Here is a 17,108-nt window from a genome sequence, read left to right on the forward strand (position 1 = left end):
CTCGCACCATGCCCCGCTTCGCCGCCAATCTCTCGATGATGTTCACCGAGCATCCGTTCCTCGATCGCTTTGCGGCGGCCGCCAAGGCCGGCTTCACCGCGGTGGAATTCCTGTTTCCCTATGATCATCCGGCCGAGGAGGTCGGCAAGCGGCTTGATGACAACGGCCTGACTCAGGCGCTGTTCAACCTGCCGCCCGGCAATTGGGATGCCGGCGAGAAGGGCTTTGCCGCACTGCCGCACCGTTTCGATGATCTCAAGGCGAGCCTCGAGACCGCGCTGCCTTACGCCAAGGCCACCGGCGTGAAGCGGCTGCATCTGATGGCCGGCATCGCCGATCGTCATGATGCGAAAGCCGTGGAGGCGTACACCAAGTCGGTCGCCTGGGCGGCGGAGTTCTTCGCGCCCCACGGGCTCGATGTCGTGATCGAGCCGATCAATTCGCGCAACGTGCCCGGCTACTTCCTCAACGATTTCGGCTTCGCCCGCGATCTCATCCACGAGCTGAAGATTCCCAATCTCAAGCTGCAGTTCGACATCTATCACTGCCAGATCATCCACGGCGACGTCACGATGCGGCTGCGCGAGATGATGGACATCATCGGCCACATCCAGATCGCCAGCATTCCCTCGCGCAACGAGCCTGACAGCGAGGAGCTCAACTATCCGTTCCTGTTCGCCGAGCTCGACCGGCTCGGCTATGCCGGCTTCGTCGGCTGCGAGTACAATCCGCGCGGCCGCACCGAGGACGGGCTCGGCTGGTTCGCGCCCTACAAGGGAGTGAAGCCGTGACCCTGAAGCTCGGCTGCATCGCCGACGACTACACCGGCGCCTCCGACCTCGCCAATACCCTGACCCGCGCCGGCCTGCGCACGGTGCAGACCATCGGCGTGCCGGCTGATGACCTCACGCTGCCGGAGGTCGATGCCGTCGTCGTCTCGCTGAAGAGCCGCTCGATCGAGGCGTCGCTCGCCGTGGCCCGCTCACGCGAGGCCGATACATGGCTGCGCGCTCGGGGCGCTGACCACGTGCTGTTCAAGATCTGCTCGACGTTCGACTCCACCGACGCCGGCAACATCGGCCCTGTCATGGATGCGCTGGCCGGCGACGCCGGTGACGCGATCGTGCTGGTGACGCCGGCTTTCCCGGAGACGAAGCGGACCGTCTATCAGGGCAACCTGTTCGTCGGCTCCGTGCCGCTCAACGAGAGCCCGCTCAAGGACCATCCGCTCAACCCGATGCATGACGCCAACCTGGTACGCGTGCTGGCGCGCCAGAGCCGGCGGAAAATCGGCCTGGTCGATCTCGCCGCCGTCGTGCACGGGCCCGAGGCGATCGGCCGCCGGCTGCAGGAGCTGGCCGGGCAGGGCATGGGCGCGGCGATCGTCGACGCCGTCTTCGATGCCGACCTGACCGCGATCGGTGCGGCCGCCTTGAAGAGCCGGGTCTCCGTCGGCGCGTCCGGCATCGGGCTCGGGCTGGCACGCGCGCTGGTCGAGACCGGGCAGGTTCATTCCCACGGCTTGGCGCATCACGCCGATGCCCCCGTCGGCGGCCTGGCCGCCTGCCTCGCCGGCAGTTGCTCGCAGGCGACCTTGCAGCAGATCGCGCAGGCCGAGACCATCATGCCGGTGCTGCATCTCGATGCGGCGGGCCTGGTCGCAGGCCCGGACGAGGCGCGGCGAGCGCTCGCCTGGGCGCGTGAGCGCGTCGCCAAGGGACCCGTGCTGATCGCCTCCAGTGCGACGCCGGATCAGGTCAGCGCGCTGCAATCCAGGCACGGCCGCGAGGCGGCGGGGCACGCGATCGAGCAGGCAATGGCCGATCTGGCCGCGGGGCTGATCCAGGCCGGCGTGCGGCGGTTGATCGTCGCAGGTGGCGAGACCTCCGGCGCCGTCGTCGACAGGCTCAGGATTCCCGGCTTCCTGGTCGGTCCGGAGATCGCGGCCGGCGTGCCGGTGCTGCGCGCGATCGGCGCCGAGGCGGGCGACATGCTGCTGGCGCTGAAGTCCGGCAATTTCGGCGGTCCGCAGTTCTTTGCCGATGCGCTCGGGCTGATGCGCTAGCTGCGCATCGGCTGCGTGAGCGTGTGCCGGATTCTGGAACGACGCGCAGGGCCTCGGTGCCGATTACATCATCTGCTTAGTTTGTGAGCCGTCGCTCGGCGCGGCAGCGCCGTCGTGCCGCCGTAAGCATCGGGGCGCACACAGAAAAAGCAGATGTTTTTTGCGTGTAATGCCCGATAACTCCCGTAAATTAACGGTCTCTAGGGACCTCACCGCTATACCTCCAGTACGGACCGTCGCGTGACGCGTCCATCTGTGGGTAGGGCAATGAAACTGAATCGGATCGGCTACAAACTCGGGCTCGCTGGCGCCATCGGCGCATCTCTCGCCGTCGGCATGATCGCTAACCAGTTGATGGCGGAAAGAGCGGTCAACCATGCCAATCAGCAGGCCGAGCGCGCGCGGCGCGTGGTCGAGAGCGTGCTGTCGGCCAGCATCAACATGCAGCAGACCCAGCTCGGCGGCCGTTCGGCGCGGCTGGCGCGTGCGCCGGCCGAGGCAGAGAAGGCAGCCGCCGACATTCAGCAGTTCTCGACCGCGATGGTGACCGACATCGACGCCGCGCTCGGCAACGTATCGACCGCCGACAATCGCGCCCGGTTGACCCGGATCAAGGAGCTGATGACGAGCTATGCCGCGGGAGCGGTCGATCTCGCCGAGGCGCAGAAGAAGTTGTTGACGCAGATCGAGAAGCGCAGTGCGGTCTCCAACGAGTGGAACACCAGCCTGAAGGCGCTGCTCGCTTCGCCGTCGCTGCCGAACCTCGCCTTCCGCGAGCGGGTCGAGCGCCAGCTTCACGCCGCCGATGCCAAGTTGAACTACATGCGGTCGCAGGCGTGGCGGTTCGGCATGACTGGCGACGCCGCAACCATCCTGACCGTGAAGCAGACGGTGCCGGGGCTGAAGAGCTCGCTGACCGACGCTCGCATGCTCGCCGACAACCGCGAGATCCAGGCCACGATCACCAAGCTCAATGGCCTCGCCTCCGACTTCGTCGCCGCGAACGACGAGGTGGTGAAGACCGAGGGAATCAAGGAGGCCGTGCTGCGCGACCGCACGCTCATCTATCTCGGCGAGGCCGGCGAGCTGATGTCCTCTGCGATCCAGGACGCGCGCGCGCGCAACGCGAGCGCCCGGTTCGAGGCAGACCAGGTCGCCGCGCAGGCGAGCTATATCACGCTGTTTGTCGGATTGGCGGTTCTGTTGTCGGTGATCGGTTCGGTCGTGTTCTCGTTCCTCGGGATCGCGCGGCCGCTGACGCGGCTCAACGCGGCGCTCGGCGAGATGGCGCGCGGCCGCATCGACATCGCCATTCCCGGCGCATCGCGGGGTGACGAAATCGGCGATCTCGCCAAGACCGTCACGGTGATCCGTGGCAATGCCGAGGAGAAGGCGCGCACCGAGGCCGAGGAAAAGAGCGCGCTGGATGAGGTCGCGGCGCGCCAGCGCAAGGCGGACATGCAGCGGCTGGCCGAGCAGTTCGAAGCCGCGGTCGGCGAGATCGTGAACACCGTCTCGTCGGCCTCGAGCCAGCTCGAGCAGTCCGCCACGACGCTGACCCAGGCCGCGACGCGCTCGCAAGGCTTGACGACGGCGGTTGCGTCTGCCTCGGAGGAAGCCACGACCAACGTCCAGTCGGTGGCGTCTGCGACCGAGCAGATGGCCTCGTCGGTCACCGAGATCAGCCGCCAGGTGCAGGAATCGGCGCGCATCGCCAACGACGCCGTCGGCCAGGCCCGCACCACGACCGGGCGCGTCAGCGAGCTGTCCAAGGCCGCCACCCGCATCGGCGACGTCGTCGAGCTGATCAACACCATTGCCGGCCAGACCAACCTGCTGGCGCTCAACGCCACCATCGAGGCGGCGCGCGCGGGCGATGCCGGCCGCGGCTTTGCGGTCGTCGCCTCCGAGGTCAAGGCGCTGGCGGAACAGACCGCGAAGGCCACCGGCGAGATCGGCCAGCAGATCTCCAGCATCCAGGTCGCGACGCAGGAGTCGGTCAGCGCCATCAAGGAGATCTCCTCTACGATCGAGAAGCTGTCGGAAATCTCCTCGACCATCGCAGCCGCCGTCGAGGAGCAGGGCGCGGCGACGCAGGAGATCTCGCGCAACGTCCAGCAGGCGGCGCATGGCACGCAGCAGGTCTCGTCCAACATCGCCGATGTCGAGCGCGGCGCGGCTGAGACCGGGTCGGCCTCGGCCCAGGTGCTCTCAGCGGCACAGGCGCTGTCCGGCGACAGCAATCGTCTCAAGCAGGAGGTCGCGAGCTTCCTCGGCTCGGTGCGGGCGGCGTAACGCAGGGCCGCGGAAGCGGCCAATCCCTGGTCGCGCAGGGGGCTTGAAAGGCCGGAGCATCGAACGCTCCGGCCTTTTGCATTTTCTGATCCAACGTTTTCCGACCCTACAGAGACACTCCCTGGCCCGTTGCTTGCGGCTTTTCTATTCGCGTTGCATCGACACCGGCAAAACTAACCTGCGTAGTCAATCTGCATTTTTAACTTGCGTTAAGAGTCGGCGTGTAGTGTCTGGTCATTCGCGGCCAACGCACCTTCGAGCTCCACGGGCAAACGGCGCTCCCTCGTTCGGTCGCACCACATGAGACGACGCGTCGCACCGCCAAGCCGGAGCGCGTTACCGATCTGGATGGGCAACGATCGCTTTTCGATCGCTGCTCCGTAGTCGTACGGACATCGTCTTAACCAGACTTAATTTTGGGTTCCGTAGCTTCCACGCGTGGGCTGCGGGCCCGTTTGCGTGCATACGAGGGCGAGCCCACGCCCCTCGACGTGATCTGTCCCCGAGCGCCCCAGCATGAGTCGCGCCCGTGGAGACTGACATGTCGTTTGCAATGCCTCATCGCCTCAAGCTCACCATCGGTATCAAGATCTACGCCCTGATCGGTCTGAGCTTCCTCGGTCTGATCGGCCTGACCGCCTTCAATTCCCGCGAGCTCGCCGCAGGCCTCAAGCAGCAGAAGCAGCTCGAGCTGCAGCATCTGACCGAGCTCGCGCTCGGCATCTTCGCCGAGGAGCATGCGGCCGCGCAAAAGGGGACGATCTCGGTCGCCGAGGCGCAGAAGCGCGCGCTCGAGCGCGCCTCCCAGCTGCGCTATGGCGGCAACGAGTATTTCTTCGTCACGGATCTGACCGCGAAAATGCTGATGCATCCGATCTCGACCAAGCTGGTCGGGCAGGACGTCGCGGACATGAAGGATCCGAACGGCAAGAAGCTGTTCATCGAGATGATCGACGTGGTCCGCCAGCATGGCCGCGGCTTCGTCGACTATGATTGGCCGAAGCCCGGCTCCGAGACGCCGCAGCCCAAGCTCACCCATGTCGCCGGCTTCGCCCCCTGGAATTGGCTGGTCGGGACCGGCGTCTATATCGATGACCTCTCGGCGCAGGCCTGGGCCTCGACGCGGCAGTCGCTGATGGCGGCCGGGATCGTGCTGCTTGTCCTGCTCGTCGTGTCAACGATCGTCGGGCGCGGCATCACCAGCCCGCTGCATCGCATGACCAGCGCGATGAAGAGCCTCGCCGGCGGCCGCCTCGACGTCGAGGTGCCCGGCGTGGGACGCGGCGACGAGATCGGCGAGATGGCCGGCGCCGTCGAGGTGTTCAAGAGCAATGCGGTCGCACGTCACGCGCTGGAAGCGGAGCAGAAGGAAGCCGAGCAGCGGGCGCTGGCCCGCCGCAAGGCCGACATGCACAAGATGGCCGACGATTTCGAAAGCGCCGTTGGCGAGATCGTCGAGACGGTCTCGTCGGCTTCGTCCAGACTGGAGGTCTCGGCGGATACCTTGAGCAAGACGGCGGTCCGCGCCGGCGAGCTCGCAACCACGGTGGCGGCTGCGTCGGAGGAAGCGTCGACCAACGTGCAATCCGTCGCCTCGGCCACCGAGGAGATGACGTCCTCGGTCACCGAGATCGGCCGCCAGGTGCATGAATCGGCGCGCATGGCCAACGAAGCGGTCGAGCAGGCGAAGAAGACCAACGAGCGGGTGAGCGAGCTGTCGCGGGCGGCGAGCCGCATCGGCGACGTGGTCGAGCTGATCAACAGCATTGCCGGGCAGACAAATCTGCTGGCGTTGAACGCCACCATCGAGGCGGCGCGGGCCGGCGAGGCGGGGCGGGGCTTTGCCGTCGTCGCCGCCGAGGTCAAGGCGCTGGCGGAGCAGACCGCCAAGGCGACCGACGAGATCGGCCAGCAGGTGGCCGGCATCCAGACGGCGACGCAGGAATCGGTCGCGGCGATCAGGCTGATCTCCGGCAGCATCGAACGGCTGTCGGAGGTGTCCTCGACGATCGCAGCCGCCGTCGAAGAGCAGAACGCCGCGACCAAGGAAATCTCGCGCAACGTGCAGCAGGCGGCTCACGGCACGCAGCAGGTCTCCGTCAACATCACCGACGTGCAGCGCGGCGCCACCGAGACCGGCTCGGCCTCGACCCAGGTGCTGGAGGCGGCCCAGGGGCTGTCGACAGACAGCAACCGCCTCAAGCGCGAGGTCAGCCGCTTCCTGGAGACGGTCCGCGCGGCCTGACAGACCTGCGGCGATCTCATCAGCTCACAACGATCCGACCAACATGTTTCAACGAGTTCGAATCCCGACATGATGACCTTCCTTGACCTTCGGGCCCGCCACGAGATGATGAGCCGGACGCGATCGTTCGCGACTTCCTCGGCGATCATCTTCACCCTCATGCTCACGACCTCTGTCGGGGCCGCGCCTGGCGACAACCTTGCCGTCGTGCGCGACCTCGGCGGCAGGATCGGTCCCGCCATCGGGGCGGCCCTTGCCTGCAGCGATATCCCTCGGCCGCGGATCCAGGCCATCATCGGCAAGTTCCAGGCCGTCATCCGCGAGGCGTCCAACAACGACGGCGATCGCAACGAGCTGACGCGCCAGTTCGACCGCTCCATCGCCGACGGTCGCGCGGCCGTGGCGAGCGGCCGCCAGGACTGCCGGCGGGCCGAGCTTCAGCTCGCCGACATCGAGCGATCGATCGGCGCACCGGCGGCCGGCGCGCTGCGGGACCCGACGCTCTCCGTCGCTGCGACGGGGGCAACGAGTGCCGTGGCTGCTTCGGCGGTTCGCGGCATCACGGAGCGCGACATCACGTTCGGCAGCGTCTTGCCGCTGTCGGGCGCGAACAAGGAATCGGGCCGCCTGCTCAAGGTGGGCATCGAAGCCGCATTCAACCGCGCCAACGAAGCTGGCGGGGTCAATGGCCGAATGCTCAGGCTCGCCGTGGCCGATGACGGCTATGATCCGAACCGCACGCTCGATGCCATGAAGCAGCTCTACGAGAAGGAGCGCGTATTCGGCTTCGTCGGCAGTTTCGGGACCGCGACGGCGGCCGTCGCAATTCCATATTCGCTGGAGCGTAGGATGCTGTTCTTCAGCCCCTACACCGGCGCGAACGTCTCGCGTCATGATCCGCCGGACCGCTACGTCTTCAACTATCGTCCGAGCTATTCGGAAGAGGCCGATGCGCTGGTGCATTACCTGGTCAAGCTGCGCCGCGTGCCCCCACGACAGATTGCGCTGTTCGCGCAGGACGATTCGTTCGGCGATGCAGGCTTTGCCGGCGTTGCAAAGGCGTTTCGCGTCCTCGGCCTCAACGACGCGGCGATCCTGCGCGTCAACTACACCCGCAACACCGTGGATGTGGAGCCCGCGATCAATCAGCTCAAGACCCAGAAGGTGCCGGTCCGTGCGGTCATCATGGTCGCGACCTCGCGCGCGGCCGCCAAGTTCATCGAGAAGGCGCGCGACGCGCTGCCCGGCGTCCTCTTCGTCAACGTGTCGGCGGTCGGTGCATCGGCGCTTGCCAACGAGCTCATGCTGCTCGGCCCACGCTACGCAGCCGGGGTGGTCGTGACCCAGACCGTTCCCGCCGTCTCCGGCTATTCGAGCGTGGTGCTCGACTACAAGGCCGCGCTGGCGAAGCATTTCCCCGGCGAACCGCCGGACTACACCTCGCTCGAGGGCTACATCGAGGCAAGCATCCTGGTTCAAGCCCTGAAGCAGGCCGGTCCGCAGCTCGATACCGAGCGGCTGATCGATACGCTGGAGTCGATGCGCAACATCGATCTGGGGCTTGGCGCCTCGCTCAACTTCGGCCCCGCCGAACATCAGGCCTCGCACAAGATCTGGGGCACCGCGCTCGACGAGACCGGCGCCTATCAGCCGATCGAGCTGGAATGATCCGCGGCGCGGGGGAGCGCGAGATGAAGCAACTTGCCGGCGCGCCCTCGAAGCGACGGGCTCGCGGATCGTCGGCGTGCGCGTCCTCTGCCTCCGGTGAGTTCGAAGCCTCGGTGAAGATCCCCGACCCTCGGTGGCCGAGCGCTCGCAGCGGTTGGCCACTACCGTGGCTGTCTATCGGGGCGAGCGCGCGGCGGGGAAAAATACCGTCCGCGCGTATCATTTGATCCGAATTTTTACGGTCGAGAAAATTAAGATTTTTTTCGATTCAAGCGCAACAAGGTCGGCTCACCCAACATCACCGGTGATGCAGGAGCGACTTCGATTGCGTCCTCGACGTAGTCTCGGCTTCGTTTGACGTCATCGGCCTTCATGAGAGGTTGTAGATGTCGTTTCTTTCGCGCTTTCGCGTCCTGACTAAGATTCTTACGATCGTGCTCCTGCTCAGCGCCATGATGGGTGCCCTGAGCTACATCGCCGCCGGTGCATTGCGCGATCTCAACGAGAACGCCGAGCGCATGGCGCGGGCTGCTCGGCGCTCGATGCTGGCCGCGCGAGCCAACACGAATGTGGCGTCCATCGTCGGCGCTGAGTTCCGTAGCGCACTCGATCCTCGCGACGACAACCGCAACGCAGCGCATCACATCATCGACGAGCAGATGAAGGCGTTCAAGGAACGGTTGGACGAAGTCTCAAAGACGAATGACCAGGAAACCCAGGCGATGCTCGGCGGCGTTCGAGACGCATTCGCAGCCTATCAGATAAGTATCGGCAAGACGCTGGCCGTGGTGGAGGCGGCGTCCTCCAACCAGATCAGCGACTCCGCTCAGAAGTTGCTCGAAACGGTCAAGGCCAGTGATGCCGTTGCCGAGACGCTCCGAGCCAAGATGCGGGCAGTGGCCGAGCAGGTGGATCACCGCGTCGAAGAATTGGCCAAGTCGTCGGCTGATGAGTATGTCGAAACATCACACAGGTTGATGGTACTCTCCGCCATCAGCATCATCGCCGGTCTGTCGCTCGGCTTCGTCATCGGCCAGTACGGCATTGCCAAGCCGATGCGCGCGCTGGTCGCCGTGCTGCAGCGCATGGCAAAGGGAGAGGAGGTAGCCATCTCCGGCGAGGGCCGCGGCGACGAGATCGGCGATACGGCGCAGGCCGTCAACCAGATCAAGGTGATGCTGGCCGAGAAGGCGCAGCAGGAGGCCGAGGCCAAGATCGCGATGGACAAGCTGATGGCCGAGAAGCGCCGCGCCGAGATGCATCAGATGGCCGACGGCTTCGAGCAGGCCGTCGGGCAGATCGTCGGCACCGTGTCGCATGCCTCGACCGAACTGGAGGCGTCGGCCACGTCGCTGAGCTCGACCGCCGCGCGCTCGCAGACCTTGGCGACCACGGTTGCCGCCGCCTCCGAGGAAGCCTCGACCAACGTCCAGTCGGTCGCATCCGCTACCGAGGAGATGGCCTCCTCGGTCACCGAGATCAGCCGGCAGGTGCAGGAGTCCGCGCGCATGGCCAGCGATGCCGTCGACCAGGCGCGGCGGACCAATGATCGCGTCGGCGAATTGTCGAAGGCCGCGACCCGCATCGGCGACGTCGTCGAGCTGATCAACACCATCGCCGGCCAGACCAATCTGCTGGCGCTCAATGCGACCATCGAGGCCGCCAGGGCAGGTGAAGCCGGCCGTGGTTTTGCCGTGGTCGCCTCCGAGGTGAAGGCGCTGGCCGAGCAGACCGCCAAGGCCACCGGCGAGATCGGCCAGCAGATCGGCAGCATCCAGACAGCGACGCAGGAATCCGTTGGGGCCATCCGCGAGATCTCCGGCACTATCGAGAAGCTGTCGGAGATTTCCTCGGCCATCGCCGCCGCGGTGGAGGAGCAGGGCGCGGCGACGCAGGAGATCTCGCGCAACATCCAGCAGGCATCGATCGGCACGCAGCAGGTGTCGTCCAATATCGCCGAGGTGCAGCGCGGTGCCAGCGAGACCGGCTCGGCGTCGTCCCAGGTGCTCTCGGCGGCGCAGATGCTGTCCGGCGACAGCAACCGCCTCAAGCTCGAGGTCGGACGTTTCCTGGACACCGTGCGCGCCGCCTGATCCCGGCGGGCAGATTCCAACGAGACCAGGGCGTAGCCGGGAGGCCGCGCCCTTTTTCGTGGGCCGGTCGGCGCGGATGGCGGGCGAGTCAGTCGGCCAGGCGCGCTCGACCACCGATCGCCTCGGCGAGCTGTCGAGGGCCGCGACCCGCATCGGCGACGCGCTTCCCGCAAACGGTTCGCGCCGCCTGAGATCCCGAGCGGCCAGGAGCGCAACGATCTGTGCGCTCCGTCAACGGCGGCAACATGGATGCGCCGTTCTGTCTGCACTCGTGTGGCGACACACCGGCTACAGGCCTTGCGCGATTTGCAACTGCCATCAATGAGCGCCAGCGCCCGTATTTCAACGGTGGCGGCATTTTATCTTAGGTTAATCGGCGACTGCGACGATCGATGCATCTCTTGCAACAAAATTAGTCATGCCAGTGCCGGCACGGCTCACGGCCATCATCGTCGATTGAAAGACTCGCCATGCGTAAGAATTTGCCCGTCACCAACGTCGAGTATCCGATCACGGATGACACGCTGATCGTGTCCAAGACCGACACGAAGGGCAAGTTGACCTTCTTCAACCAGGATTTTGTCGACGCGGCCGGCTTCACCGAAGCCGAGCTGATGGGGCAGCCGCACAACATCGTGCGCCATCCCGATATGCCGCCTGAAGCCTTCGACAATCTCTGGACCACGCTCAAGGCCGGCCGTCCCTGGGTCGGCGCGGTCAAGAACCGCCGCAAGAATGGCGACTATTACTGGGTGCTGGCGACGGCGTCGCCGATCTGCAAAGACGGCCAAGTCGTCGGCTACACCTCGGTGCGCACCAAGCTGCCCGCCGACCAGCGCGCCGAGGCCGAGCAGGTCTATGCGGCGATTCGCGAAAAGCGGCCACATGGTTACAAGATCGACGACGGCATCGTCCGCCGCCGCTCGGTGTTCGACCATCTCTCGATGTTCGCCGGCACGATCGCGGCAAGGCTGCGAACGCTGGTTGGATTGCAGACACTGTTCCTGCTCGTGCTTGGCGTCATTTCGTTCGGGGAGGGCGGGCTCGCCGGAATGACCGCCGTGGCGATTGCCGCCGCTGGTGTCGTGCTGTGCGGCCTGGTCGGGCTGCGCACGATGAACGTGATCGTGGCGCCGCTCGATCATCTGAACGAGACGATGGAAAGCATCACTCAGGGCAAGCTCGACACCCGCATGCGCATCGAGCGCGACGACGAGATCGGCCGCGCGCTGCGTAACCTGCAGACCGTGCAGACGATGGTGCGGTTCAACGCCAGGGAGCTCGGTGAGCAGGAGCGGCGCGCAGCCGCCTCGCGCAAGCGGGAGATGTCAGAGCTTGCGAACAGTTTCGAAGGCGCCATTGGCAACATCGTCAATACGGTGTCCTCGGCCTCCAGCGAGCTCGAGAGTTCTGCCAATTCGCTGTCGAGCACCGCCGTGCGGGGGCAGGAGCTGTCCACCACCGTCGCCGCGGCCTCCGAAGAGGCGTCGGCCAACGTTCAGGCCGTCGCCTCGGCGACCGAGGAGCTCACCTCGTCGGTCCGTGAGATCAGCCGCCAGGTGCAGGAGTCGGCGCGCATCGCCTCCGATGCGGTCGAGCAGGCTCGCCGCACCAATGATCGTGTCGGGGAGCTGTCGAAGGCGGCGACTCGCATTGGCGACGTCGTCGAGCTTATCAACACGATCGCCGGGCAGACCAATCTGCTGGCGCTCAATGCCACCATCGAGGCTGCGCGGGCGGGCGAAGCCGGCCGCGGCTTTGCCGTCGTCGCCTCCGAGGTCAAGGCGCTGGCCGAACAGACTGCAAAGGCGACCGGCGAGATCGGCCAACAGATTTCCGGCATCCAGGGGGCCACGCAGGAGTCGGTCGGTGCCATCAGGGAGATCTCGACGACGATCGAGCGGCTGTCGGAGATCGCCGCGACGGTGGCGGCCGCGGTCGAGGAGCAGGGCGCCGCAACCGCCGAGATCTCGCGCAACATCCAGCACGCCGCCGCGGGTACACAGCAGGTGTCCGCCAACATCGCCGACGTCCAGCGCGGCGCCAGCGAGACCGGCGACACCTCGGGGCAGGTGCTCAGCGCCGCGCGCCAGCTCTCCGGCGACAGCAACCGGCTCAAGCAGGAGGTCAGCCGCTTCCTGCAATCCGTTCGCGCCGCCTGATCCGCGGCATGACGAAGCCTGCGACAGCGGCCGAGATGGGCCGCCGTTGCATCCGATAGTCGAACAGCCCTACCGATAGCCGCGGGCAGAGCCGATGACGCCCCGGCGAACCACGTCGACGCCCATGCGTACGCCGTTCGTCAGGCGGCGCCCCGCTCGACCGGATCATTCCCCCACCGTTGCAGACTCCCCACACCTGACGCCCCGGCCAGAAAGGCCGTTGTCGCGCCATAATCCCGCTAAGGTGCAGAGGTTAACTTGTGTTAGATATTTATTCAACCAGCGGTACATTTAGTGGCAGGCAATGTGATTGCGAGCGGCCCTTCGCGCAGGACCTTGGTGCTATCGGCCGCGACGGCTGCGGCCGCCCTCGGTCTCGATGCGGGGCTTGCCGTCGTTGCCGCCAAGCCGCGCCGCCGCACTGAGGATCCCACGCCCGGCTATCGCCGGATCACGATCGGCGAGGCCGAGGTGATCGCCCTCTATGACGGGATCTGGGAAAAGCCGCACGAGGCCGGCTTCATCGGCAACGCCAGCATCAGCGACGTCAAGCAGGCACTGCGAGCCGCCGGCCTGAGCTCCGCCTTCGTCCCGATCCCGATCTCCACCTTCGTGGTGCGGCTGAAGGGCAAGACCGTGCTGTGCGATGCCGGCGGCGGCGGCCAGGTGCAGGGCTACAATTCCGACTCGATCTTCATTTCAGGTCGCATGCTGGACAATCTGAAAGCAGCCGGCATTCGCCCGGAGGACATCGACACCATCCTGATCTCGCACTTCCATCCCGATCACATCTTCGGACTGCTCGGCGAGGACACCAACGCGCCGGTGTTTCCGACCGCCGAGATCATCGTGGCCGCGGCGGAATACAAGTTCTGGACCGACGCATCTCTGACCAGCCGGCTGCCCCCGTGGCGGCAGTCGCTGGCGCGCCGCATCCAGAGCGTGATCCCGGGGTGGAAGAACGTGCTGCCGGTCGAGGGCGAGGACGAGGTGGTGCCGGGCATCCGCTTCGTCAGCGTCCCCGGACATACGCCGGGGCACACCGCCTTTCATCTCAGCTCCGGAGCGGAGCAACTGATGATCTCGGGCGACACCGCCTATGTGCCGGCATTGTGCCTGCGCCATCCGGAATGGCACGGCGCCTATGACCAGGACGGCCCGGCTGCCGAGGTCAGCCGGCGCAGATTGCTCGATCGTATCGTTGCAGAAAAGATGTTGGTTTGTGGATCTCATTTTCCGTGGGCCGCGTTTGGCAGGCTCACCCGCGATGGCGCCCATTATGCGCTCGACCTGCACCCCGCGTGATCCCGAACCGGCCTCGGTAGAGAGGCACGGGATCGCACCATGAAGACGCATTACGAGGTGCTCGGCGTATCGCCGCGGGCCGATCTCGACACGATCAAGCGGGCGTTCCGCTTGGCCGCCAAGGCGCACCATCCCGACCTCCGGGGCGGCGCCGATGCGGCGTCGGAGCATCAGCTCAAGATGATCATCGTCGCCTACAACGTGCTGCGCGACCCTGGCCTGCGCGCCGAATACGACGCCGATCTTGCCGCCGAGCGCGATCGCGCCCGCCGCGAGCGCTGGGACGCCATCCTGCAGTTCACCGCGGCGACCGCCGTGCTCAGCGCGATCCTGATCGGCCTCGAGATTCTGCTGTTGCCCTCCGCCGGTGACTGGATGAGCAGGCAGGCGACGCGCTCGATCGTGACACCGTCGCCGCAGGCCCGATCCGCGCCGCAGCGCAAGGTCGCAGGTGAGACCATCCCGGCGCCTGCCGTCCAGGATGCGACCGGAGCCGTGCTGCCGGTGCCGCCCCCGGCGATGGAGGCGCCGGCGCCGCAAGCCGCAGAGCCGGTCGTCCCGGCCGAACCGATGACCGCCGCATCCCTGGTGAAGCGCGCGATGGACCGCAGCCGCCAGGGCGATGTCGAAGGGGCCGTCGCCGATCTCGACGAGGCGATCCGGCTCGCGCCCCGCAATGCCGATCTCTATCGCTACCGCGCCAGGGATCTGGTCCGGATGGGCCGCTTCGACCGGGCGCTTGGCGATTATGAGCGGGCGATCCGGCTCGATCCGAACAACCCGATGCTGTTTCACGATCGTGGACTGGCGTTCCAGCGCAAGGGAGATCTGGACGAGGCCCTCGTCGATCTCGACCACGCCGTGCGCATGGGCTTCAACGATGCCGCGACGTACAGCGACCGCGGCGCGGTGTGGCTGGAAAAGGGGCGCTACGACCGCGCGCTCGCCGACTTCAACCAGGCGCTCAAGCTGGATCCGGAATCGGCGGTTGCGGCCGCGCGGCGGGATGAGGCCGTCGCGCTCAAGCGCGACCAGCAATTGGCGGGCGACAACAGCTCGCCCCCGGCGGCTGCGGAGACCACCGGCACGGTCCCTGCCGACGTGAAGCCCAGGCGAAGTGGGCGCTGACCGCCGGACCGTGATCTACGCGCCGACATCCAGGACGCGGTGAGCAGCGTTGTGCTCACACCCGCCGGCGCGACCGTTTTCCCCGCGACGGGGTGCGATCCAGGAGCGCGCCATGAGCGTCTACGTGTCCGTCACCGGCTTCCGCCCGCACCGCGGCCTCACTCGGCTGGCGCGATTCTGGTGGCACACGCTGCGCGCCGTCCGCCAGGCGCGCGCCGCTCCCGGAAATCTGCGCGTCGAGCTTCGTCCGGTGAATGGCATCTATCACACGCTGACGGTCTGGACCGACGAAGCCAGCATGCGCGTCTATGTCAGAAGCGGCGCGCACCGGCGCGCCATGATCGGCTTCCGCGACCTCGGCGGCGGCCGAACGCTCGGCTTCGTGGCGGAGCGCGATCCTGATTGGGATACGGCCTATGCACGCTGGCAGCACGAGGCGCGGGAGGTGTGAGGTGACGGAAGTGGACTAATTCGCCCGCCACTCCGGCACGCCATCCGCGGCCATCGTGATCGTGCCGAGCAAGCCGACCGGCGACCTGTCCTGATCCATCAGCCGCGCCAGCGTGGCTGCGTCCTGCGCCGGCACGCGCGCCAGCGTGCGCGCGTCCTGCTCGGTGCGCAGCATCACCACGCCATGCTCGACCTCGCCGTTGCGATCGAACAGCGCGGTGAAGCTCTCGACCCTGCCGCCGCCGCTGGCCTCGCTGACGAACTCCGGCGCGACGGCGCGGTGCCGGTCCGCCTCGGCCTGCACGCTCACCTCCTGTGACAGGGACGACGGCGGCTCGCGCGAGATCACCAGCGCATGATGCTTGGTGACGAAGCCGCCCTGGCCGTACAGCAGGCCGCGCTTGGCGCCGCCGCGCAGCCGCCGCACCATCGCGCAGGCGGCATGCGTCATGTAGGTGTTGAGCGGCGCGCCGAAGAAGGTCAGCCCGCCGGTGACGGTGGGCTCGACGTCGGCGCCGAGGCCGAGGGTTCGCCGTGCCATCTTCGGCACGCAGGGAAAGCAGCTGTAGAGCTCGATGGCGTCGAACGCCGCGCCGCTGCCACCGGCGATGTTCATCGCGGCCCGCAATACAGCGTTCTGCGGATGGCTCTCGGCGAACTGGTCGCGCGTGAGATAGTCGCGCGGATCCTCCGCCGATGCGCCGCCGAGCGGATAGATCATGCGGTTGTCGGCGATGCCGGCGGCGCGCGCCTTGGCGAGGCTGGTCAGGATCAGCGCCGCGCCCATGTTGACCATGGGATTGGCGACCATCAGCTTGGTGTAGGGCCAGGCGATCGGGCGATTGTCGGCCGACGGCGTCGTGATCTCGTCGGGCGCGAAGTGCCGCTTCAGCCAGGCGTTGGGATTGTAGGCGGCGACCGCCGAAAAGCGCGACCACAGCTCGCCGGATTCGGCGAGCGCCTGCCGCGGCGTCTGGCCCCATTTTGCCGCGCTCGCGACCTCGTAGAACGGATAGACCGAGACCGGACGGAACACGCCGAGCTTCACCGCCAGCGGCTTCTGGAATGCGGCGCCGCGCTTCGGCTCCTCGACATCATGGGCGAACGGCGTCCACGGCAGAGTGATGCCGGCACGCTCGGCCTTGGTCGCGGTCGATTGCGCCTCGGCGCCGCAGACCACGGCGACCTCGCATTCGCCGCGCGCGATGCGCAAGGCGGCCTCGTGCAGAAAGCGGATCGGGCTCTCGCCGCCGACCGGACCATAATGGCAGTGCGCCGGCGCGACGCCCAACCGCTGCGCGAGAAGCTGCTCGGGGGCGCGGTAGCGCCAGCTCAGGAAGTTGACGACGTCGAGCGAGCCGGTGTCATGGACGAGCTTGGCGCCCGCGTCATTTTCCGCGCGGCGGATCGCCTGTTCGAGCAGCGCCAGCGGCTCCAGACCGTCGCGAATGTCCTTCGGGCGATCGACGATCTCGCCCACGCCGACGATCACGGGAATGCGGTCGGGGGGCAGGGTAGTTGCAGTCATCGGCGTTTCCAGGAGCGGGCCCATGACGGACCGTCATTGTTGTCTTGTCTCCGTTCTGTCATCGCAGGTTCGACCGCGCAATGCAGAAAATGCTGATGGCGCCCGCGCGCGGTGCGGCTTCCGCTCGACGGCATATACGCCTAAAACGCTCGCTCCTGACGCTCATGCC

11 protein-coding genes are annotated in these 17,108 nt (G+C 66.7%); 10 read left to right on the plus strand and 1 reads right to left on the minus strand.

Going from position 1 to position 17,108, the window contains the following annotated elements; genetic code table 11:
* The first annotated feature begins 8 nt into the window (after positions 1-8).
* From otnI to ACQR1F_RS27750, 10 genes are all read left to right on the plus strand, one after another.
* Positions 9-791: a 2-oxo-tetronate isomerase gene (gene otnI / locus ACQR1F_RS27705; RefSeq protein WP_434914211.1), complete on the plus strand. Its 783-nt coding sequence runs from the start codon at positions 9-11 to the stop codon at positions 789-791.
* Positions 788-2,065 (plus strand): 3-oxo-tetronate kinase, encoded by a 1,278-nt coding sequence (otnK, locus tag ACQR1F_RS27710; protein WP_434848882.1) that lies wholly within the window; start codon positions 788-790, stop codon positions 2,063-2,065. Before otnI ends, otnK begins: the two co-directional genes overlap by 4 nt.
* A gap of 267 nt (positions 2,066-2,332) precedes the next feature.
* On the plus strand, positions 2,333-4,360 hold the full coding sequence (locus ACQR1F_RS27715; RefSeq protein WP_316183447.1) for a methyl-accepting chemotaxis protein: 2,028 nt from the start codon (positions 2,333-2,335) through the stop codon (positions 4,358-4,360).
* A 541-nt stretch (positions 4,361-4,901) separates the two neighbouring features.
* Positions 4,902-6,605, plus strand: a complete 1,704-nt coding sequence (locus ACQR1F_RS27720) for a methyl-accepting chemotaxis protein (protein ID WP_434882610.1) — start codon at positions 4,902-4,904, stop codon at positions 6,603-6,605.
* Positions 6,606-6,764: 159 nt separating this feature from the next.
* On the plus strand, positions 6,765-8,273 hold the full coding sequence (locus ACQR1F_RS27725) for an ABC transporter substrate-binding protein (RefSeq protein WP_434914246.1): 1,509 nt from the start codon (positions 6,765-6,767) through the stop codon (positions 8,271-8,273).
* A 386-nt stretch (positions 8,274-8,659) separates the two neighbouring features.
* Positions 8,660-10,366 carry a methyl-accepting chemotaxis protein gene (locus ACQR1F_RS27730; protein WP_434914213.1) on the plus strand — a complete coding sequence of 569 codons (1,707 nt, stop codon included), beginning with the start codon at positions 8,660-8,662 and terminating at the stop codon, positions 10,364-10,366.
* A gap of 470 nt (positions 10,367-10,836) precedes the next feature.
* Complete coding sequence (locus tag ACQR1F_RS27735) at positions 10,837-12,528, plus strand: methyl-accepting chemotaxis protein (RefSeq protein WP_434914214.1); 1,692 nt, start codon at positions 10,837-10,839, stop codon at positions 12,526-12,528.
* A 339-nt stretch (positions 12,529-12,867) separates the two neighbouring features.
* Complete coding sequence (locus tag ACQR1F_RS27740) at positions 12,868-13,833, plus strand: MBL fold metallo-hydrolase (RefSeq protein ID WP_434914215.1); 966 nt, start codon at positions 12,868-12,870, stop codon at positions 13,831-13,833.
* A 39-nt stretch (positions 13,834-13,872) separates the two neighbouring features.
* On the plus strand, positions 13,873-14,961 hold the full coding sequence (locus tag ACQR1F_RS27745) for a J domain-containing protein (protein WP_434914216.1): 1,089 nt from the start codon (positions 13,873-13,875) through the stop codon (positions 14,959-14,961).
* Between the two features lie 112 nt (positions 14,962-15,073).
* Positions 15,074-15,412, plus strand: coding sequence for an antibiotic biosynthesis monooxygenase family protein (locus ACQR1F_RS27750; RefSeq protein WP_315801315.1), 339 nt, complete (start codon positions 15,074-15,076; stop codon positions 15,410-15,412).
* 15 nt (positions 15,413-15,427) lie between these two features.
* On the opposite strand, the gene ACQR1F_RS27755 is transcribed toward ACQR1F_RS27750, so the two are convergent.
* Positions 15,428-16,939 carry an acetyl-CoA acetyltransferase gene (locus tag ACQR1F_RS27755; RefSeq protein WP_316183440.1) on the minus strand — a complete coding sequence of 504 codons (1,512 nt, stop codon included), beginning with the start codon at positions 16,937-16,939 and terminating at the stop codon, positions 15,428-15,430.
* Positions 16,940-17,108: the final 169 nt, after the last annotated feature.

Source organism: Bradyrhizobium sp. HKCCYLS3013 (assembly GCF_051167615.1).
Taxonomy (GTDB): domain Bacteria; phylum Pseudomonadota; class Alphaproteobacteria; order Rhizobiales; family Xanthobacteraceae; genus Bradyrhizobium.